The sequence below is a fragment of the Pseudomonas sp. HMSC066A08 genome, assembly GCF_001813025.1.
GTDB classification, from domain to species: Bacteria; Pseudomonadota; Gammaproteobacteria; order Pseudomonadales; family Pseudomonadaceae; genus Pseudomonas; species Pseudomonas aeruginosa.
Genome location: NZ_KV811206.1, coordinates 1 through 15,967, shown reverse-complemented (window position 1 = coordinate 15,967; position 15,967 = coordinate 1). Strand labels below are relative to the sequence as shown.

Genomic DNA, 15,967 nt, shown 5'->3' with positions numbered 1-15,967 from the left:
GCTCCTAGGGTTCAAATCCCTATCTCTCCGCCATATACAAGGGCTCCAGAGGTTTTCGCTTCTGGGGCCCTTTTCTTTTGGGGGAATCCTGGGGGAGTTGCTTCGCGTGACATTCCCCCATTCCCCCACTAAAGTTCGCCGCATGGCTTACTTCGAGAAACGCGGGAGCGCCTGGCGCGCACAGATCCGCAGAAAAGGACACCCAACTCTTTCCGCTACCTTCGATACCAAGGCTGAGGCCCAGCGCTGGGCAGCCGAGATCGAAGGCGATATGTCTCGCTCGAGATTTGTCGATACCAGAGCGGCTATGCGAACCACCCTGGGCAAGGCCTTGGAGCAATACGAAAGGGAGATTTCTGAGCACAAGAAGGGGGCCAGCCAGGAAAGGGGGCGAATCAGGAGATGGCTGGCGCATCCCCTGGCAGCGAAAGGGCTTGGAGAAATTACTCCGTCTGATCTTGCCGAGTATCGCGACTCTCGACTGAAGGATGGGGCTTCATCGTCTACCGTTCGGCTAGATCTGGCGATCATCAGCCACCTCTATACCATTGCGGCAAAGGAGTGGAGGCTTGAAGGCCTGACGAATCCCTGCAAGAACTTGCGTATGCCAAAGGGGAGCAGGGCGCGTGAGCGGCGACCAACAACCCTAGAGCTGCGGAAGATTTATGCTGAAGCGGCCAAGCTTCACCCTGAACTCCCGGTGATTATCGAACTGGCAGCCGACACAGCTATGCGCCGGTCTGAGCTTCTGCTGTTACGCCGAGAGCAGATCCGCGACAAGGTTGCGGTACTGGAGGACACGAAGAACGGTGAGCGTCGTATGGTGCCGCTCTCGAGCAGGGCTCGCGAGTTGCTGAAGTCCCTGCCTGCGCGAATCGACGGCAAGGTGTTCAGCCTTGCGCCAAACACAGTCAGCAACTACTTCCCCAAGGCTTGCGAGGCCGCCGGCGTGAGCGGCCTTACCTTCCACGACCTGCGCCATGAGGCCACATCTCGGCTGTTCGAACGCGGCTTTTCCATGATGGAGGTCGCCGCGATCACCGGGCACAAGACGCTGGCCATGCTCAAGCGCTACACGCATCTTTCTCCTCACGCCTTGGCCGACAAGCTCGGCTAGGCCCTCTTCAGCAGGCGCGGCGGTTCTTTCCGTGGCCTGCCCACCTTCGGAGCCTTGTGCTCTCCCGCCTCGTACTCACGCAGGAACTTGCGCACCGTTTCCAGCCTCCAGCACACTCTGATCCCCTGCTTGAAGTACGGCGGCAGCCAGTCAGGGCGCGCCTGGATTGCGCTGCGGATTGATGATTCAGTTCGCCCGAGCAGCTTGGCAAGTTCTGGCACATGGATGATTTCAGGTTCCATAGGCAATACCTCCTCGCCCCAGCTATTGCCGGGGAGGGCATGATGGTAGGATTTGTTGCCCAGCCGGGCGGGCCTCAGGAAGAGGCCCTAGTGGGCCCGGCTGGGTTACTTCGGTCGTTTCTGCTTGTTGCGGCGAGCGATGATCAGTTGCTTGGACGCCGTGGCAACTCCCTTTACAACGTCTTCCGGGAGAAGCGCCTCATTGCAGTGTGGGCAAAGCGGAGCCATCTTCGTGCTGCGCCACGCTTCGTCGATCACCTTGGCTGCCCGGCTGCGGATTGCAAACTGCTCTGCCTCATGAAGTTCACGGCGGCGCCTGTTCAAGTCCTTCAAACCGCCGTCGAATACCTGTACCAGGTGCATGAAGGCATCGAACGGCTCGACCTCCGTTTCACAATCGCTGCACCAGATGCGGCGCTCCTTGTCGTCGTAGACCATTTTCCTGTGACGGCAGAATGAAACGGGGCGTCGGGTAAGCCCTCGTGCCACCCGCAAGTCCTCGATCTGGACGACCTTCACGCCGTAGAGGTACTCATGCGGCTCGATTGGTGCGTCGCTCATCTCCCGCCTCCTTCCAGGGCTGCGTCCAGTGCGGCGTCAAACCGGTCCGCGTGGAAATAGAAGACATCACCACCGTCAGTCGTGGCTGCTTCCTGTAGCTTCTTGAATCGGTGGGGAGTGATCTTCCTGAGTTCCCGGTACCGTTCGGCTGTCTTTCTCAGCGCCGTGTTCTCGGTGCGCACTTCATCCAGCAGGCGACTCTGCGTTTCGGCGAGGTTGTCGACGCCCCATTGGACTTTATCCACTAGCTGAACGGCGGTCAGCGTATCTGCGTTGTAGCCGCCAGCGCCCAGGTTGCACGCCAGAGATCGCATGCCTTCTTCATAGGCTTCGACCTCGCCGCGCAGCCGCTCCACCTCGGCAATCAGCTTGAGGATGGCTTGGGGATTGGCTTCTTGGCGGAAATAAACGCGCCGTAGCGCATCTAGGTTTGCGCTCTCACTGGCGGTTTCTCCGTCTGCCGGGGAAAGACACAGTTCCGCCAGTTCCCTCAGCTTGTTGATATCGGTCATGGCTTGGCTCCTTCCAGGGCTGCTCCGATGATCCTTTCGATCTCGTCGCAGTGGTCGTAGATGTCATTCGGGTGAGTGCCGTTATTCAAGCCGCTTACCATGTTCACGAGGTCGCGGGTAAGTGGGCGGAGATTCCCGTCGACTTCAGCTTGAACGGCCTGTAGCGCTCCCCGCAGCGCCTCGTTCTCCGCCTTGAGCCGGTCGCACTTCTCGTCCAGCCCCTTGATCGTCTCGTCACGACAGGCAATGCCGTCATAAGGCGTGCGTTCGTCAATCTCCAGCCGTGTGCGCAGCCGCTCCACCTCTGGCTTCCATCGTTCCGCAATCAAGCGCTTGAGCTTGTCTACCTCAGCCCTCAGCTCGGATGCTTCATCAGCCTTGGTTGCCGGCTCTACGCACCAGCAGGTTTCCACTGTGCTGAATTCGCAGTAGTAGCCCTTCCCGCCACACATGGAGCAGTTCTTATCAGCCATGAACATTCCCTCCATCTTTCAGTCGGTAGGTGCAGGACTTCCACTCAGGACTGTCTTTCTCGTAGACCTTGGCGCAGCGCTGGCCGAACGTTCCGCCAAAAGCAACCACACAGGTGATCAGCGCGACGCCCACAACTAGACCCCAGAGCCAGCCTTGGGCGACAGCATCAGAGAATGTCTGTGGCTTACTGGTCATAAACCTGATGAAGTCACGCATGGTGGGTTCCCTCCAGCGCTTTGCGAGCCTTGGCGATCTCTCCGCATGAGTGCTCTTCCCAGCCTGTAGCGTCTGAAATATGAATCAGCGCTTGCAGGCTCTCGCGCAGCGCCTCGTTCTCCGCCTTAAGCCGGTCGCGTTCTTCGGCTCTACGCTTGGCGGCCTCGCGCCAATACCCACATCCGCCTGGATGCTCGGTGCATGCGGATAACTCGTCGCTCAGCCCGTCGATCTCGTCCAGCAGGGCGAGGATGGCTTTGGGGTTGGCGGCGGAATCGAATAATTCCCAAGCAGAGGAGATCGGCTCATCCTCGCTCCGCTCAATTCGGATCACTTCTTCAGCCAGCCTCCGCAGCTCTGCGTGGTCGGTCATGCATCCGCTCCTTTAGCGAAATACCGCTTCCAAATGTCAGGCTGCTCGTCCATCAAGCGCGATATCCTGCGTTGCTGAACTTGAAGTGCCCGCTTCAATTGTTCGACCCTGGCACTCTCGATCTTCTGAGGCGAGCGCGTGTCGATGTGGTTGTTGATCCATCGCTGCTGGTACTCGCATTTTGTGCGTAGCTGGCGAAGCTCTTCGCGCTCAGCAGCGGATAGTGGCACAAAGGATTTGAAGAAGTTCATCACTTCACCTCGATTCCGGCTTGCTGGAGGGCTTCTTTCACGGCATCAAGCACTGCGTTGTAGCTGCCGATGATCAGGTTTCCGTAGATGTTTCTTGTGGGCTCCATTTTCTCCGGCAACTCCACCCTCAGAGCCGCGCGGCTGGCTTGCCAGGCCTTGAACGCAAGGTGCGCCGGATAGTCCTTGAAGCAGTTGCGCTCCTCCTGCCATTCCGACTCAAGGCCATGCTCGCGCAGTAGCCACGCTTCAAACTCTTCTCTCATGTCAGGCACGGTCAGGACTCCTTTGGATGGCCGCGCAGCCGGTCGGCTAGCTCCATCTCTGCGTAATAGGCGCTCATGCTTTCGGCGTCGTTGAGGTTCAACGTTCCGTAGACGTGGCGGTTGTAGAATTGCGTGGTTCCAAGGCAAGGCTTCGACAGGTTCAACGTGTAGCCGCGTTTGTCGGCCAGGAACTTGGCGACCGCAGCGGATCGGCTCATGCCTGCTTGGCAGTGAACGATGATCGCCTCGTCGCCGCACTCGTTCACGAAGTCGTGGATCTTCTTGGCGTCAATGTGGCTGAACACTCGAAAGCCATCGCTTCCCACGTATCCGTCTACATCATCAAACTCCAGCCGCAGAACGCGCTTGTGATCGCAGGCAAAGGCATACCAGTCGCCCTTGCTGCCGATGCTGATCACGTTACTCGGCGTCTCGATCCTGCTGGCATCCACTGCGGAGAGGAATGTCACCTCTCGCCTGTTCACTGCTTGCTCCATCTGCTCAACTCCTGTCCTTTCAGTTCTGTCTGCTCGTAGAGGTGCTGGAAGTCCCCGACTATCCGGAAGATGCCGAAGACGATCAGCGCGATGACCAGCAGCGCGACCAGGGTTTCGTTTTCGTTGTCCACGGTTGGTCCTCCGGGAATGTTGGCTATTCCTGTTTGAGTTCTTCCCACTCCTTGAGGAATTCCCACTCCTTGATTTCTTTCCAGTCAGCTGGAGGGGTCCAAAGAAGGTGTTCAAATTCAGCGCAGAATCGCGTCTTCTTTCGCTCAGCCATGTACGCTTTCAACTCATCTTGGTCAGCATCCTTCCATGGAACCTTCACGAACCAGATGTTGCTGTCGTAGAAGCCACATAGAGTTGTTCGCCAGCCATATCCGTCGCCGAGAAGGCATGGCACGTCACCGTACAATCCGAAGTCTCGCAGCGCTAACTGCGGCCCTGGAGCATCTGGAAGTTCTTTGATTCTTGCCCATAGGGCTTTCCCTTCAGCGCAGTTTTTCTTAGGGAGCCAGGCGCCACGGCTCTCTCGATAAGTACTCCGGTCAGGGTTCTTGAAGGTGAATCCTGCAAATGAGCCGTCAGACCACGCATGGATCTGCTCTGCACCTACTTCATCACGCAAGCTTGTGTATTTTTCCAATGCAGCCTCTTTCGCTGCTTTGAGTTCATGGAGTCGATCTACAAGAGCGCCGCTTGTTACTCGGAAGTAGCGATGAAATACGGACACGGTTGGTCCTCCGGGGTCGGATACGGTTGGGTTCGTTGTTGGGTTTCGATGCCGGAATCCCGGCATCGGTATCAGTCGCTCGCAGCTTTGGCGATCAGGTGCATGAGCATTTCGCGCAGTTGCTCGCGCTCTAGCACCTGTCCGGTTTTCGCGTACTCGTCGGCTTGGCGCAGGATCGCGTCGATCTCGATGTTGAACATCGGCGAGAGCACGTCTGGCTCGCACTGCTCCATCAGAAGCTCAATGGCGCGGGTCGGATGGGCCATAGCTACGCCGAGCCAGTTGTAAGCTGACGCGGTGCGGTAGTACTTCAGGCCAGCCAGTTCATGCCGGCGCGGCGGGCGGAATTGTGGGGGCTGGTAGGGCATATTCAATCCGGGTAGTGGGTAGCCCATTATCCGAATTGCTGTATATGCGTACAGTGGTTGGCGATGGGTGGTTATGCCTGTCGATGTCCGAACTTCTCGAAGTAGAAGACGACCGGCTCACCTGTCTCCTGGATCAGGCCGTATGCCTTGGCCAGGCGGTAGATAGGGTGATAGGCGTTCAGGCTGTTGACGTGCCCTGCCAGCCATTCACGCCACACTTCAAGCGACATGCTTCCTTTGCTGATGTTGCACGGCGGACAAGACGGCATCATGTTTTCCATGCGATGGTTCTCGGGATGCAGCGCGTCTCTTCCGGTGACGTAGCTGCTCACTCCACGCTTAACGGCTTCGTAGTGGTCGGCATGCCATCGCTCTGGAAGGTCGATGCCACAATATGCGCACCGCCCTCCAAACTTCTCCCGAAGCTCAGCGCGCTGCTTCTTCGTAAGCTTCATGGCTTCCCTCCCTCCTGCTCGCTCAGCAGGGCGCGGAGTTCCAGGAACAGGCGAGCGTCATCGTTCACCGGCTGAGTCTCTGGCGGGTATGTCGGATCGAACTCCGCTCGAAGATCGAGTTGAGACCTGATTCGCTCCAGCAACTCCCTCGGAACCACCACATGGCGTTCTTCTGAGCCGTTTCGGCGCTCTACATACTCCGTCAGAGCCTCGGCTAACATGTCGCCAAACTCATCCTGAAGCTCTTCAGGATTCTCCATGTAGACGATACGGCCCCAACCCCGAACACGGAGAACCTGGTCCCCATCGACGTGATTGTCAGCCACCATGTTTTGCTTTGCGTCCCAGATGTAACCGCCGAAACTGTCGTAGTAGAACGGTGGCGTATAGAGCGCCAAGGCTCGCTTGCGAAGTTCTTCAGCCATTGCCGTTCTCCTTGTCTTCCTCGGTGATCGCCTTGCACTCGAATACGGTCTTGCCGACGTAGAACTTGCCGAGCTTCCGGCATTCTTCGGCTACGGTGTAATGGGCGTGTATCCAGCCACCGACCCAGCCGATGGCCATGAAGACCAGCATCCATAGACTGAACAATCGGTACTCCTCCGGCTCATGCAGCATGGTCGCCGTTCTCCTTGTCCTGGTTGAGCAGGTCGAGGAGTTCGGTCAACGCTTCTCCGCGATCCAGGGTAAATACCTCTTCGTAGTCCGGGTCTGCCGTCAGCCTGCGCAACAGCCCCTCACTCACCACCTTGCCGTTGAGGCGCGCCAGTTCGTCGAGGCAGTCGTTCCAGCCGCTATTACGATTCAGCCCTGGGACGCCGGCATTTAGAAGCTTCCGCTCCGGCGCAACCACCACCCTTGCGCGCAGGGATTCCAGCTCTTCCTCCAGTTGCTCGACTTCGGACTTCAGCTCATTGGCCTTGTCCGTCATCATCTTGAGCGCGTCGTTTTCAACCTTGGTCAGGAACTTCTGCTGCGCGACTTCCTCCCTGAGCGCCTGGGCCTCGGCTGCGAGGGCGTCGTAGTCGGAGGCCAGGACGACCTCATACCCCATTACTGCCTGCTCGCCCTGGATCAAAGAGCGCATGCTCGGCACGTCGAACCGCTTCACCTCACTCATGACAGGCTCCAGTAGACTGTGATCGAGGCGATAATTGCCCCATAGGTCGCCCCAAAGAAGAACATCAGCCATGGGTGCGGCTTCCTCTTGCCGAGGCGCCTGTTCTGCTTGATCAGGTCTTCGTTCTCTCGCAGAAGGGCGAGGGTCAGTTCCTCGCCATCCAGGGCTGAAGCACCGGCAAGGTGCTCGGTTGTGATGCTATGAACCTCACTCATGACCTACCTCCTTTCGTGGTGGCATCGACTCATGACGAGGCCTGCTGAGGCGCCCAGTCGGGCTGTTGAGTCTTTCCGCTAAAGCATGGGCTTGCGCCTGGCGCTCAGGTCGAGCACCGAGCGGGCACCATACACGCCACTCCCATTTTCCAAATTCGTCTTGTTCAAGCGTCAGCTTCGGTTCGCCGCGCGGATCGCCAGATGCGAATAGAAAAGCCATCACAACCCCTCCTTGCCGGGCGCGGCGGCGAGCATGGCGCGGTATACGTCGCCGGCCTCTTCGCAATCTTCGAGCGCTCCGCGCCGTTCCATCTTGTGCGTCCATGCCTCTTGCCCAGCGACCAACATGTCGTCTGTCGGTTCCAGCGGAACTAGGGCATAACCATCCGGCACGCTGTGCTGAGCCTGGGCTACAGGGGCGGCACAGGAATCCAGCAGTCGCTGCACAAAAAGGTCAAACTCTTCGGCACTGAATATGTAGCCGTCTCCGTCTTCTGCCGGCTGCCCTTCCTCAAACGCCATTTGATGTATTTCGTCCGGCATAGGCGCGCCCGCCGGCTCCTGCTTCTCCAGTTCCGCGACCCTGGCCAGGGCGGCGTCGCGCTCTGCTGTCACTGAACGCAGTAGTTCGCGCTGACCTGCCTGATTCTCCTTACGCCATTCGAGTGCTTCGCGAAGTTGATCGGCTTTAGTCCTCAGCGCCCCGACGATGCGCTCATGCTGGGCTCGGATCTCCGTCAGCTTGCCGAACGCACGGCGAATGACTTCGCCGGCATCCATGTTCTTCATCCGTTCGTCGCTATCTCGACTGGTAAGTGCTTCCTGAAGCACTGCTACATCTAGCAGCGCGGACAGCCAATCCAGCCGCTCCACCTCTGCCTGCTCGGCCTGCGCCGGGGAGGGTTGCGCCAGGGCGGCGTGATCAGGTGCAATTCGAGCGTGCGTGACCATCCAATCAAACACGTCCTTCATGTCATTCAGCGATACGCCAATGAACTTGCCGTCCTTCGTGCACAGGTCAAGCAGCCTCTCGCCACCCTTCATGAGCATCAGGAAATTTGGATTGAGTATGTTGGGTAGAACGGTGTTGTTCAGGTGATCATTCCAATCGCGCAGGCGCTCGATCTCGTCAGCGGCCTCCTCCTGGTGGCCAGGAAGTGCCTCACCTTTACGCAAAAGACTGATCAAATGTCGGTCATACTCTTGTGAGACAGGCGATGGAACCTCCTGTGCGCCCTCTGCCTGGAAGTCGCGCTCATCCCCGCCTGCCTGCTCTACCGATTCCTGTTCGGGATCTATGCGCTCTGCCGACATGAGGGCAAGCACCGCCTCGGCCGGAGTCGCGCCCTCGGCCTTCGCAAGAGGAATCTCCCGATCCAGGTAGAGGTCCGCGTGCCACTGGCCTTCGTACTCCGGCGTCAGAGCGATTCGGTTGGTCGCCACCAGGTCCAGAATCGCGCTGCCAGAGTGCTTGGCACACAGCGTCACGTAGATCACGTCGGAGTACTCGCCTCCACCGCTGCTGTATTCCACTTGGCACCCGCACATGGCGGGCCTTCCGTTGATGAAGGTCAGCTTGGCAGCTACGCCCGCCAGCTCTACCGACGCCGGATGTGCCGGACAGGGATGGCGGAGGGAGCCGTCGCCGGAAGGGCAGGTGCATTCATTTGCTTTGGTCATGGGAGCTTTCTCCAGGCCTCGCTATCGAGGTCAGAAACGGTTATCAGTCGGCGCCGTCGCTCGATGTTTTCGAGTTGAATGACCTCACCCAGGCTGTCGATGACTACCCAGTGAATGCCGGTTGGGAGGTGTAGGTAGCGGGCTGGCGCGGGAGAGCAGAGGGCGTTTATGCGGCGGTATGCGGCGTTGTCGTCGAAGGGCATGGCTCATCCTCCGGGTAGACCTGAACGCCCTCGGCGCCCTGGGCCTGGTTGATCGCTATCTGCCTCACCGCTCTCGCGAATAGCAGAATGTCGTCTGGGGTCATGAGCTGGCTTTCTTCGGGCCAGCCGGTGACCGTCACACCGCCAGGGCGGTGATTCGCTGTTAGCTGGTGCATGGGGTTATTCCTGTTCGGTCAGGGATGGCAGACTTCGACGACGCGGTGATAGTCGCCACGGAAGGGCATGGCCTTGTAGCCCTGGTTCATGGGATAGATTCCCCAGGACTGGCGAGGCAGGCCGCCATCATCGCCGCGTACTTGATGACCTCGATGACGTCTTTCTTGATGTACATGACATGGCCCTCATGCACCCATCGCCGACTTGATCTGTGCCGAGTGGCTGCGGCTGACGGGAATCCAATCCTCTGTTCCGAGCAGAAGCACTTCCCCGGCCTGGGTGTCGTCGGGCCGGCGCTTGAACATGCTGATCAGCGACCGGCGAACCAGGGCCTTACGGTGGGTGCGGATGAACTCGGCGGAGAACTCTGATTCCAGTTCCCTGATCGTGTCGCGCAGCAGCAGGAACCCATCCGCGTAGTGCGCGATGACGTACTTATCCTCGGCGACGAAGTGGGTGATCTGCTCAATCGGGATTTCCTTGGAATGTTTGCCGCATGTGGCTTTAAGTACGGTTCGCATATCGGCCTCACTTGATCCTGATTGAAGACTTCGCCCGCTCCAGATGAGCGCCGGGTACGTCCTTGCCGTCTTTCAAAGCCCGCGCGATTGCATTCTTGTCAGGACTGGTTTCGACCTTCACCTTGACCAGTTCGTCGGGCAGCTTCTTTTCGTCGTCGATCACGGCGATCTCTCGCCCCTCAACGCAGGTGATGGAAAAGAGGGGGCAACTGATCTTCTTGATGCCGGCTGCTTCCATGTTTTCCCGCAGGTATTCCTTCATCGAGTCCTGGCGAGCCTTTATTGCCCTCTTCCGGTCGTTCAGTCGCTCTATTTCACGGTCGAGCGCTTCGACGTCGGTATCCATGTTCAGGACGACCGTTGCCAGGGCCTTTCCTTTTTCTTCGAACTCTCCCCCGATTGCTTGCATGGTGTCCCGGACAGCCACAGCCATGCCTTCATCAGCCGTTTCTGCCAGGGCTGCAAGTTCAAGAAACTGCTCGGTGAGCTTGTAGAGTTGGGTCATGCCGCCTTCTCCTCGGTGAATCGCTTGATCTGCTCGGAGAATTCGCGAGCAATGCGCTTGACGCCACTATCGTCTTTGCGCGCAGTGAGCTTGCGCACGGCAACGTCGTGGATCTTCTTGAGTTCGTACTGGGACTGGGCGCCTTGCATCGTCTCGATAATCGATTTGATGTAGGCGAGGCGCTCTTCATTCGCCTGCTCTTCTGCGGCCTGCTGGTCCTCGGCCTTGGCGATCTGCTCCTCTTCACGACGTGCTTCCACATAGTCGCGGTCGTCGAACAAGCCAAGGAAGATGTCCGCGCTGAACCCGAGCATCGCAAGAGATTTCTTCACGGCGTCCGTTAGTGATTTTTTCGGAGCCTCGGTGTCGGTGGTGATTCCCCACTTGTACCGGTAGGAGAACGGCGTGCAACCGTATTGCTCTACCTCTCCGCGCTTGCCGTCCAATTCGAACCACAGTTTGATGCGCACGGTGTGCCCGACTTCGTGACCAATTAGTTCGCTGACCTTCTTTCCGTCAGCGTCGGTGATTTCACGGAAGATCGGGCCGCCCTGGTCAAAGCGCTCCTCGATGACCGTCCAGCCCCACCCGATCCCGACAGGGCCGAACATCTGGGTAGCCTTCATGATCATGTGCTGGCCGCTGATCGACGTGATCTGCTGACCATCGACTTTTGCGCTCTTGGTGGCAGATGGGTCGGTTGCTTGAACCTGATCCCATAGCCGCATGTTTTGGGTATGCATGAGTGATCCTCGCCGCGCATGCGCAGCCAGTGAAGGGAGGGTTAGGCGGTGGCCTTTGCGATTGCGGCGGATGCATTCGCAACCTGCTGGATTTCCGCTTTCAGCGGACTAATCAGCGGCAGAAGATTTACCAGCGCATCCAGAAGCTCCGGCGCCGCAGCTATCAGGCGGGCGTTGGCTTCACACTCGCTATCCGTACGCTGCGTTGCCATCACCCCTTCAAAGGAGTTGGCAAGGCGCTGACCGTGCTTGTCGTAGATCGTGCATTTGTTGGGGCCGCCAACATGCCAAGGCCCCGGCGTGTGCTTGCTCATATCGTTCTCCAGTTAGAAGGGGAAAGGCGCTTACCGGCCTGCTGCGGACAGGTGCGTAGCTTCTGCGGTGATGATGCCGCCCCAGATCGGGCCGGCTGCCAGGATGAAGAGGTACAGCAGTCCGCCGAATAGACTGCCTAGCCAGATTGCTGTGCGTCTGGTGTTCATGCTGCCTCCATGTAAGCGGCTATGAACTGCGTCGCCGCCTCAGCATTGATGGCGTTTCCGTAGGCGCGCAGTCGTCCCACTCGGGAGGGAGCCCCATGAGCCAGCGGGAATGTGCCGGGTTCAACTGGCCGCCACTTTCCATCCCGGCAGAAGAGCCAGTCAGCATCTGCCCAGAGACCGTTAACCGGGCGGTCCCGCTCCAGTCTTCCGGAAGGCTCATCCCGTGCCCCGCGATGGTTCGACCGCAGATCGCCTCGGTCTTCCGGGTGAAGTCCGAGTTGCCGGCCATGTTGTTCCCGTTCTGAGCTGGAGTGCCCGCCATCGGCGTTGGCCATCCCGCCAAGGTAAATACCTGTTCGCTGAGTGGCTTCCCCCGTTTCTGCTCCAGCCTCTCGGCAAGAAACTCTTCCGAGGCAGACGCGCTCACCCAATCCCTGGCCGCTGGCGTCGACCATCCCGCCAATTGCGCCAGGTCGTTCAGGTTCGCCATCCCGTGACCCTGGGCTTTCTTCGCCGCGATATATTCCGGAGAGTGAGCCGGGAAATAATCCCGGGCGCATGGCGTTGGCCACCCAATACGTGCGGTCACGGATGTGCGGGGCACCGACGCCCGCAGACGGAAACGCGATAGCCCCGAAGGCATATTCCATGGCTTCCAGGTCAGCTTGTACAAGGTCGAGCCAAGGCTCCGCGTCCTTGCTTGCAACCTGCTCACCAAGGACCTCTCCAGGGCGACGCTGGCGGATGAGCCAGGCAAAATGTGGCCAGAGGTGACGCGGGTCATCAAACCCAGCTCCTTTGCCTGCCGAGGAGAAAGGTTGGCAAGGACAGGAACCGGTCCAAACAGGTCGGTCATCTGGCCACCCGGCGCGGCGAAGGGCGAGCGACCAGACACCGATTCCCGCGAAGAAGTGGCATTGTGTGTAGTGCTTGAGGTCATCTGGGTGAACATCCTCGATCGATCGTTCGTCGACGTCGCCAGGTGCTATGTGGCCGGCGGCGATCAGGTTTCGAAGCCACTGAGCGGCATATGGGTCGATTTCGTTGTAGTAGGCGGTCGCCGTCAGCTTCATAGCCCCGCCACCTCCACAAACGCCACGGCGAACATGAACACGCTGCCCACAAAAAAGCCGCCGAAGATCATGACTTGGGCGGCCTCTTTCAGGTCTATGGTGATGGTCATGGCGTGCGCTCCATGGCGGCGTCGATGTCCACGTAGTCGTCGTACTGAATAGTTACCGTGAAGTCGCTCTTGTCTTGCAGGCACCATTCTTTCTCTGCGCGGCGCTCAACCTCGTCCATTATTGGGCGCCATAAGGAAAGCTCAGCCTCAGCAGCGCGCAGGCGAGCGATCAGGCCAAGTATCTCCTCTGCTGGAGTGTTGATATTTACATCCGTCAACACTGGCTCGTTACAGCAGACTTCCTCGCGCGCGCTCATGTATTCGGCCCCGGATTTGAAATTGCCACAACAGACGAATGCCCTCTTGTGGCAGTACTCTTCCAACTCCGCCAATTGCTCATCACTGATCGATTGCACGATAGGGGTTGTCATTTCCCTTCCTCCTGGCGGCGGTAGCCGGCGTCAAATAGCGCGTAAAGCGTAGGGTACTGATATGGAACTCCTTGAATTGACATAGCCATATCACCGACTGCCTTCTCCCGCTCCTCGGCGGCGATCTGCTCGGGAGTGCGGATGCGCCTGAAGTTTTCCGGGTTTCCGACGATGAATGAGTCGCCGTCCTCGGGCTGTAACCACGCATCGCCATTGGCGTAGGCCAGCACGGTTACGCGCCTCCACTCGTGATCCAAGCCGGATTTCCATTCCACCAGCAGGCCGGTTGGCGGCAGGCCATGGCCGCCCCAGGCCTCTTGCGGTCTAGCCTCGAATGTCGCCTCACGCTCTGCGGATACATCCCCCCCGTATTTCCATTCTGCATCTAGCCCCCAAAAGAACCAGCCATTCCCTTCTTTCTTCATCCATCCTTCATGAAACTCAAGTCCTGCTGGCTCCCAATGAGTCGCACCCTCCGGCGCCGTGTTCCAGTCAATGCTCATGCTGCGTCCTCCATGTTCTGTTCCTGATACTGTGCAAGGGCTTCTGCTGCGTAGCCTGCGGCGATTGGCTCTGCAAGCGCCTTGATGGCTTCGGCTGCATCGCCTCCCGGGAAGAAGTTGTGCAGGTTCGCCAGGGCGTCGCAGGGACGGCGGTCGGCGACGGCCATGATCACCGTAGCCAGCAGGCGCTCTCGGTCGTTCTGCAACAAGTCGATCAGCATCTTGTGAAGCTCCTCGCGCAGCAGGTCGGCCTTCAACTTGCTGCTCCAGAATCCCTTGCTGTGCAGGTCAACATCGCAGTCGCCGAGTAGCGACTCCACAGCATCGAGCTTCCAGTTTGCGTACTCGTCCGAGGCGAGCCAGAGTTCCATCGGATCCTCTGCTGATGGAGGCTTGCGGTTGGCTAGTGCTGCTATGTTCATGTCTCACCTCGCGTTAGCGTGCATGCGGCTACGCCTTGCGCCGGAGTCGAACCGGTTTGCAAAGCCCTGCTACTGGTGTGGAGTCGAACCACTCGCCGACCGTCGTCAGCACCACCAATGGACAAGACGTAGCCGCATACAGGCGAAAAAATGCCCGGACTTGCCGGGCTAATGAGGGGTAGGGTGGGGATGGCCTGGATACGGCTGCTTCTTTACCAGGTCTGTCGAGCATCCATTTCTGGTCTGGCCGAACACTCCGTAGAGCATCCCCATTGAAGGGTGGCGTCCTTGCCGGGGAAGTCAGCGGGCTCTGCGAACCTTGAAGCACAGCATTGCCTCAGCGCTGTCAAAGACCTCTTCAAGATCCTTGAACACCTTGTACTTGGCCTTGCTCCGGGTTTCGGCGTAAACCCTGTGTACGTAGTGGCGTGCGTCTCCGATCAGGTAATCGACCTGAAACCAGTCGAAGTCACCAGTCAGAACCTCCCATTCCTTGAGCGGCATCTGGCGAGCCATCCCTAGGTACTCAACATCATGAGTTGGGTGGTAGCTGTTTACTGCCTTGGTTGGGTCAGAGTCCAGCGTAACGCCGATGTAATTGCCGCGATCTTCAACAATGATCCCGGGCTGACCGCAGGCGATCACCATGCGGCCAATGTGCGCTGGCACTCCGTATTGCTGGCAAACGTACTCCAGCGCCTGTCCGTATGACATCTCGCCTCCAGTGTGTATGCGCAAGGGCGCGGTTAGGCGGTGGCCTTTGCGATTGCGGCAGTCATCAGCTCATGGATGGCGTCGTACTCCTTAACCGATTCAGGCGAGAGGAATCCCGATCCGCTCGGCTCGACGACATCCCACAAACGACCGTACAGACGCTTGAAGGCTTGGCACGCAGCCAGAAGCTCCGGCGCCGCAGATATCAGTCGCGTGTTTGCCTCTGCCTCTGCAATCCGCTCATATCTTCCAGCGCTGATGGTGGTGATTCCGCGAAGAAGGACATCCTGGCCTCCTTCAGTCATCAAGCTGCCCCATTTGTCTTGGCGCCAAGGCCCCGGCGTGTGCTTGCTCATTCTGTTCTCCTGCCTGTCAGGCGTCTTGCGGTGGTTCGGGTAGTGGCATCCAGTGGGTGGTTTCAGGCCGTTCTACATGGCCCGGTCCATCAGCACAGGTTTCGATGCGCTGGCAAGAATCCTCGGCCAGCATCCAGAAACCGCCTTCATCCGAGCCTTCGTCAGATTCCCATCGGTCGAACTCGGGAGCGAAACAGTCCTGGCCCGGCCACTTTCGGCAAACCATGACTTCATCTGAGTGCTCCGGCATACGGTCACTGCACTTGATCCACTCACTCATATCTCACCTCACCAATACATAGTCAGAAACAGCACCACGAACAGCGCTGCGAACTCGCCAAGGTCTGGCATGGATTCCTCTCTTCCCGTATCAGGGCAAATGGAGCGAACGCCGGGCGCTTCCCCGGATGCGTCAGGTCTGGCTGCGCTAGCCCCTCGACTCGTTCGCTGTTCGCTGGCGGCTCACTCGTCGAATTCGACGAACTCGCCCTCGGCATTCAACTGGTACCAGGTGTCCGGCTCTACGCCGTTCTCCCCGACCTTGCTGGCGCGGATATGGATTAGGCGCCCCTCGTCGTCACGATGACATAGGACGATGGCGCTACCAGCAGATGCGCGAGCGCGGCCTTCGATGCCCAGGGATGCGGCGACGGACTCCTTGCCGCTGACCTCGGCTGCCGAGTAGTCGCCGGTGTTCGACGCTGCCG

32 protein-coding genes and 1 pseudogene are annotated in these 15,967 nt (G+C 58.8%); 1 reads left to right on the top strand and 32 read right to left on the bottom strand.

From position 1 onward, the window contains the following. Positions 1-142: 142 nt before the first annotated feature. Entirely contained in the window at positions 143-1,117 is a 975-nt protein-coding gene (locus HMPREF2886_RS01840; RefSeq protein ID WP_033969195.1) for a tyrosine-type recombinase/integrase, read from the top strand. Here the strand turns inward: HMPREF2886_RS01840 and HMPREF2886_RS01835 are convergent. The 32 genes and pseudogenes from HMPREF2886_RS01835 to HMPREF2886_RS01700 form a co-directional block, all read right to left on the bottom strand. Continuing rightward, positions 1,114-1,359 (bottom strand): hypothetical protein, encoded by a 246-nt coding sequence (locus tag HMPREF2886_RS01835; protein WP_023093605.1) that lies wholly within the window; start codon positions 1,357-1,359, stop codon positions 1,114-1,116. The genes HMPREF2886_RS01840 and HMPREF2886_RS01835 overlap by 4 nt on opposite strands. A 105-nt stretch (positions 1,360-1,464) precedes the next feature. Further along, entirely contained in the window at positions 1,465-1,920 is a 456-nt protein-coding gene (locus HMPREF2886_RS01830; protein ID WP_070746675.1) for a hypothetical protein, read from the bottom strand. Then, positions 1,917-2,432: a hypothetical protein gene (locus tag HMPREF2886_RS01825; protein WP_070746673.1), complete on the bottom strand. Its 516-nt coding sequence runs from the start codon at positions 2,430-2,432 to the stop codon at positions 1,917-1,919. Before HMPREF2886_RS01825 ends, HMPREF2886_RS01830 begins: the two co-directional genes overlap by 4 nt. Continuing rightward, a complete protein-coding gene (locus tag HMPREF2886_RS34695) occupies positions 2,429-2,905 on the bottom strand; it encodes a hypothetical protein (RefSeq protein WP_070746670.1) in 477 nt (158 codons plus the stop codon). Before HMPREF2886_RS34695 ends, HMPREF2886_RS01825 begins: the two co-directional genes overlap by 4 nt. Next, positions 2,898-3,122 carry a hypothetical protein gene (locus tag HMPREF2886_RS01815; protein WP_070746669.1) on the bottom strand — a complete coding sequence of 75 codons (225 nt, stop codon included), beginning with the start codon at positions 3,120-3,122 and terminating at the stop codon, positions 2,898-2,900. The genes HMPREF2886_RS34695 and HMPREF2886_RS01815 overlap by 8 nt, the downstream gene beginning before the upstream one ends. Further along, positions 3,115-3,495, bottom strand: a complete 381-nt coding sequence (locus HMPREF2886_RS01810) for a hypothetical protein (RefSeq protein WP_070746667.1) — start codon at positions 3,493-3,495, stop codon at positions 3,115-3,117. Before HMPREF2886_RS01810 ends, HMPREF2886_RS01815 begins: the two co-directional genes overlap by 8 nt. Next, a complete protein-coding gene (locus HMPREF2886_RS01805) occupies positions 3,492-3,746 on the bottom strand; it encodes a hypothetical protein (RefSeq protein ID WP_034011444.1) in 255 nt (84 codons plus the stop codon). Before HMPREF2886_RS01805 ends, HMPREF2886_RS01810 begins: the two co-directional genes overlap by 4 nt. Beyond that, positions 3,746-4,018: a phiTE_015 family protein gene (locus HMPREF2886_RS01800; RefSeq protein ID WP_218189065.1), complete on the bottom strand. Its 273-nt coding sequence runs from the start codon at positions 4,016-4,018 to the stop codon at positions 3,746-3,748. The genes HMPREF2886_RS01805 and HMPREF2886_RS01800 overlap by 1 nt, the downstream gene beginning before the upstream one ends. Before the next feature lie 2 nt (positions 4,019-4,020). Beyond that, positions 4,021-4,506, bottom strand: coding sequence for a protein-tyrosine phosphatase family protein (locus HMPREF2886_RS01795; RefSeq protein WP_070746665.1), 486 nt, complete (start codon positions 4,504-4,506; stop codon positions 4,021-4,023). Next, positions 4,491-4,637 carry a hypothetical protein gene (locus HMPREF2886_RS34530; protein WP_168172009.1) on the bottom strand — a complete coding sequence of 49 codons (147 nt, stop codon included), beginning with the start codon at positions 4,635-4,637 and terminating at the stop codon, positions 4,491-4,493. The genes HMPREF2886_RS01795 and HMPREF2886_RS34530 overlap by 16 nt, the downstream gene beginning before the upstream one ends. 23 nt (positions 4,638-4,660) lie before the next feature. Then, positions 4,661-5,242: a hypothetical protein gene (locus HMPREF2886_RS34160; RefSeq protein WP_128688808.1), complete on the bottom strand. Its 582-nt coding sequence runs from the start codon at positions 5,240-5,242 to the stop codon at positions 4,661-4,663. Between the two features lie 71 nt (positions 5,243-5,313). Next, complete coding sequence (locus tag HMPREF2886_RS01790) at positions 5,314-5,637, bottom strand: hypothetical protein (protein WP_070746663.1); 324 nt, start codon at positions 5,635-5,637, stop codon at positions 5,314-5,316. 44 nt (positions 5,638-5,681) lie between these two features. Continuing rightward, positions 5,682-6,065, bottom strand: a complete 384-nt coding sequence (locus HMPREF2886_RS01785) for an HNH endonuclease (RefSeq protein ID WP_070746661.1) — start codon at positions 6,063-6,065, stop codon at positions 5,682-5,684. Beyond that, a complete protein-coding gene (locus HMPREF2886_RS32680) occupies positions 6,062-6,490 on the bottom strand; it encodes a hypothetical protein (protein WP_083318502.1) in 429 nt (142 codons plus the stop codon). The genes HMPREF2886_RS01785 and HMPREF2886_RS32680 overlap by 4 nt, the downstream gene beginning before the upstream one ends. After that, positions 6,483-6,683, bottom strand: coding sequence for a hypothetical protein (locus HMPREF2886_RS01775; RefSeq protein WP_070746659.1), 201 nt, complete (start codon positions 6,681-6,683; stop codon positions 6,483-6,485). The genes HMPREF2886_RS32680 and HMPREF2886_RS01775 overlap by 8 nt, the downstream gene beginning before the upstream one ends. After that, positions 6,673-7,185 carry a hypothetical protein gene (locus HMPREF2886_RS01770; protein ID WP_070746656.1) on the bottom strand — a complete coding sequence of 171 codons (513 nt, stop codon included), beginning with the start codon at positions 7,183-7,185 and terminating at the stop codon, positions 6,673-6,675. Before HMPREF2886_RS01770 ends, HMPREF2886_RS01775 begins: the two co-directional genes overlap by 11 nt. Further along, the gene (locus HMPREF2886_RS34155; RefSeq protein ID WP_070746654.1) at positions 7,182-7,400 is read right to left on the bottom strand and encodes a hypothetical protein; all 219 of its coding nucleotides are present in this window, start codon (positions 7,398-7,400) and stop codon (positions 7,182-7,184) included. The genes HMPREF2886_RS01770 and HMPREF2886_RS34155 overlap by 4 nt, the downstream gene beginning before the upstream one ends. 219 nt (positions 7,401-7,619) lie before the next feature. Beyond that, positions 7,620-9,080: a hypothetical protein gene (locus HMPREF2886_RS34790; protein ID WP_218189066.1), complete on the bottom strand. Its 1,461-nt coding sequence runs from the start codon at positions 9,078-9,080 to the stop codon at positions 7,620-7,622. Then, positions 9,077-9,283: a hypothetical protein gene (locus tag HMPREF2886_RS32675; protein ID WP_083318500.1), complete on the bottom strand. Its 207-nt coding sequence runs from the start codon at positions 9,281-9,283 to the stop codon at positions 9,077-9,079. The genes HMPREF2886_RS34790 and HMPREF2886_RS32675 overlap by 4 nt, the downstream gene beginning before the upstream one ends. Positions 9,284-9,645: 362 nt before the next feature. Further along, positions 9,646-9,981 carry a LytR/AlgR family response regulator transcription factor gene (locus HMPREF2886_RS01750; RefSeq protein ID WP_058174869.1) on the bottom strand — a complete coding sequence of 112 codons (336 nt, stop codon included), beginning with the start codon at positions 9,979-9,981 and terminating at the stop codon, positions 9,646-9,648. A gap of 7 nt (positions 9,982-9,988) precedes the next feature. Beyond that, positions 9,989-10,486 carry a siphovirus Gp157 family protein gene (locus tag HMPREF2886_RS01745; RefSeq protein ID WP_003124818.1) on the bottom strand — a complete coding sequence of 166 codons (498 nt, stop codon included), beginning with the start codon at positions 10,484-10,486 and terminating at the stop codon, positions 9,989-9,991. Continuing rightward, complete coding sequence (locus tag HMPREF2886_RS01740; protein ID WP_070746650.1) at positions 10,483-11,229, bottom strand: hypothetical protein; 747 nt, start codon at positions 11,227-11,229, stop codon at positions 10,483-10,485. The genes HMPREF2886_RS01745 and HMPREF2886_RS01740 overlap by 4 nt, the downstream gene beginning before the upstream one ends. 41 nt (positions 11,230-11,270) lie before the next feature. Beyond that, complete coding sequence (locus tag HMPREF2886_RS01735; RefSeq protein ID WP_058343499.1) at positions 11,271-11,543, bottom strand: hypothetical protein; 273 nt, start codon at positions 11,541-11,543, stop codon at positions 11,271-11,273. A gap of 30 nt (positions 11,544-11,573) precedes the next feature. Continuing rightward, on the bottom strand, positions 11,574-11,711 hold the full coding sequence (locus HMPREF2886_RS34525) for a hypothetical protein (RefSeq protein WP_023098766.1): 138 nt from the start codon (positions 11,709-11,711) through the stop codon (positions 11,574-11,576). After that, positions 11,708-12,784, bottom strand: a complete 1,077-nt coding sequence (locus tag HMPREF2886_RS01730; protein ID WP_177344436.1) for a DNA cytosine methyltransferase — start codon at positions 12,782-12,784, stop codon at positions 11,708-11,710. Before HMPREF2886_RS01730 ends, HMPREF2886_RS34525 begins: the two co-directional genes overlap by 4 nt. 106 nt (positions 12,785-12,890) lie before the next feature. Then, positions 12,891-13,265, bottom strand: coding sequence for a hypothetical protein (locus HMPREF2886_RS34150; protein WP_034013924.1), 375 nt, complete (start codon positions 13,263-13,265; stop codon positions 12,891-12,893). Beyond that, positions 13,262-13,768 carry a hypothetical protein gene (locus tag HMPREF2886_RS01720; RefSeq protein ID WP_034013923.1) on the bottom strand — a complete coding sequence of 169 codons (507 nt, stop codon included), beginning with the start codon at positions 13,766-13,768 and terminating at the stop codon, positions 13,262-13,264. The genes HMPREF2886_RS34150 and HMPREF2886_RS01720 overlap by 4 nt, the downstream gene beginning before the upstream one ends. After that, positions 13,765-14,139 carry a hypothetical protein gene (locus tag HMPREF2886_RS01715; RefSeq protein WP_172036728.1) on the bottom strand — a complete coding sequence of 125 codons (375 nt, stop codon included), beginning with the start codon at positions 14,137-14,139 and terminating at the stop codon, positions 13,765-13,767. Before HMPREF2886_RS01715 ends, HMPREF2886_RS01720 begins: the two co-directional genes overlap by 4 nt. Positions 14,140-14,490: 351 nt before the next feature. Further along, the gene (locus HMPREF2886_RS01710) at positions 14,491-14,904 is read right to left on the bottom strand and encodes a hypothetical protein (protein ID WP_033964561.1); all 414 of its coding nucleotides are present in this window, start codon (positions 14,902-14,904) and stop codon (positions 14,491-14,493) included. 32 nt (positions 14,905-14,936) lie between these two features. Continuing rightward, entirely contained in the window at positions 14,937-15,260 is a 324-nt protein-coding gene (locus HMPREF2886_RS01705) for a hypothetical protein (RefSeq protein ID WP_070746646.1), read from the bottom strand. Positions 15,261-15,276: 16 nt separating this feature from the next. After that, positions 15,277-15,540, bottom strand: a complete 264-nt coding sequence (locus HMPREF2886_RS32670; RefSeq protein ID WP_071567549.1) for a DUF551 domain-containing protein — start codon at positions 15,538-15,540, stop codon at positions 15,277-15,279. A 182-nt stretch (positions 15,541-15,722) separates the two neighbouring features. After that, positions 15,723-15,967 (bottom strand): annotated as a pseudogene (locus HMPREF2886_RS01700) (hypothetical protein); the annotation flags it as partial.

Coding starts and splice junctions, on each gene's coding strand:
- HMPREF2886_RS01840 (WP_033969195.1), top strand. CDS start 143: ATGGCTTACTTCGAGAAACGCGGGAGCGCCTGGCGCGCACAGATCCGC.
- HMPREF2886_RS01835 (WP_023093605.1), bottom strand. CDS start 1,359: ATGGAACCTGAAATCATCCATGTGCCAGAACTTGCCAAGCTGCTCGGG.
- HMPREF2886_RS01830 (WP_070746675.1), bottom strand. CDS start 1,920: ATGAGCGACGCACCAATCGAGCCGCATGAGTACCTCTACGGCGTGAAG.
- HMPREF2886_RS01825 (WP_070746673.1), bottom strand. CDS start 2,432: ATGACCGATATCAACAAGCTGAGGGAACTGGCGGAACTGTGTCTTTCC.
- HMPREF2886_RS34695 (WP_070746670.1), bottom strand. CDS start 2,905: ATGGCTGATAAGAACTGCTCCATGTGTGGCGGGAAGGGCTACTACTGC.
- HMPREF2886_RS01815 (WP_070746669.1), bottom strand. CDS start 3,122: ATGCGTGACTTCATCAGGTTTATGACCAGTAAGCCACAGACATTCTCT.
- HMPREF2886_RS01810 (WP_070746667.1), bottom strand. CDS start 3,495: ATGACCGACCACGCAGAGCTGCGGAGGCTGGCTGAAGAAGTGATCCGA.
- HMPREF2886_RS01805 (WP_034011444.1), bottom strand. CDS start 3,746: ATGAACTTCTTCAAATCCTTTGTGCCACTATCCGCTGCTGAGCGCGAA.
- HMPREF2886_RS01795 (WP_070746665.1), bottom strand. CDS start 4,506: ATGGAGCAAGCAGTGAACAGGCGAGAGGTGACATTCCTCTCCGCAGTG.
- HMPREF2886_RS01790 (WP_070746663.1), bottom strand. CDS start 5,637: ATGGGCTACCCACTACCCGGATTGAATATGCCCTACCAGCCCCCACAA.
- HMPREF2886_RS01785 (WP_070746661.1), bottom strand. CDS start 6,065: ATGAAGCTTACGAAGAAGCAGCGCGCTGAGCTTCGGGAGAAGTTTGGA.
- HMPREF2886_RS32680 (WP_083318502.1), bottom strand. CDS start 6,490: ATGGCTGAAGAACTTCGCAAGCGAGCCTTGGCGCTCTATACGCCACCG.
- HMPREF2886_RS01775 (WP_070746659.1), bottom strand. CDS start 6,683: ATGCTGCATGAGCCGGAGGAGTACCGATTGTTCAGTCTATGGATGCTG.
- HMPREF2886_RS01770 (WP_070746656.1), bottom strand. CDS start 7,185: ATGAGTGAGGTGAAGCGGTTCGACGTGCCGAGCATGCGCTCTTTGATC.
- HMPREF2886_RS34155 (WP_070746654.1), bottom strand. CDS start 7,400: ATGAGTGAGGTTCATAGCATCACAACCGAGCACCTTGCCGGTGCTTCA.
- HMPREF2886_RS34790 (WP_218189066.1), bottom strand. CDS start 9,080: ATGACCAAAGCAAATGAATGCACCTGCCCTTCCGGCGACGGCTCCCTC.
- HMPREF2886_RS32675 (WP_083318500.1), bottom strand. CDS start 9,283: ATGCCCTTCGACGACAACGCCGCATACCGCCGCATAAACGCCCTCTGC.
- HMPREF2886_RS01750 (WP_058174869.1), bottom strand. CDS start 9,981: ATGCGAACCGTACTTAAAGCCACATGCGGCAAACATTCCAAGGAAATC.
- HMPREF2886_RS01745 (WP_003124818.1), bottom strand. CDS start 10,486: ATGACCCAACTCTACAAGCTCACCGAGCAGTTTCTTGAACTTGCAGCC.
- HMPREF2886_RS01740 (WP_070746650.1), bottom strand. CDS start 11,229: ATGCATACCCAAAACATGCGGCTATGGGATCAGGTTCAAGCAACCGAC.
- HMPREF2886_RS01735 (WP_058343499.1), bottom strand. CDS start 11,543: ATGAGCAAGCACACGCCGGGGCCTTGGCATGTTGGCGGCCCCAACAAA.
- HMPREF2886_RS34525 (WP_023098766.1), bottom strand. CDS start 11,711: ATGAACACCAGACGCACAGCAATCTGGCTAGGCAGTCTATTCGGCGGA.
- HMPREF2886_RS01730 (WP_177344436.1), bottom strand. CDS start 12,784: ATGAAGCTGACGGCGACCGCCTACTACAACGAAATCGACCCATATGCC.
- HMPREF2886_RS34150 (WP_034013924.1), bottom strand. CDS start 13,265: ATGACAACCCCTATCGTGCAATCGATCAGTGATGAGCAATTGGCGGAG.
- HMPREF2886_RS01720 (WP_034013923.1), bottom strand. CDS start 13,768: ATGAGCATTGACTGGAACACGGCGCCGGAGGGTGCGACTCATTGGGAG.
- HMPREF2886_RS01715 (WP_172036728.1), bottom strand. CDS start 14,139: ATGGAACTCTGGCTCGCCTCGGACGAGTACGCAAACTGGAAGCTCGAT.
- HMPREF2886_RS01710 (WP_033964561.1), bottom strand. CDS start 14,904: ATGTCATACGGACAGGCGCTGGAGTACGTTTGCCAGCAATACGGAGTG.
- HMPREF2886_RS01705 (WP_070746646.1), bottom strand. CDS start 15,260: ATGAGCAAGCACACGCCGGGGCCTTGGCGCCAAGACAAATGGGGCAGC.
- HMPREF2886_RS32670 (WP_071567549.1), bottom strand. CDS start 15,540: ATGAGTGAGTGGATCAAGTGCAGTGACCGTATGCCGGAGCACTCAGAT.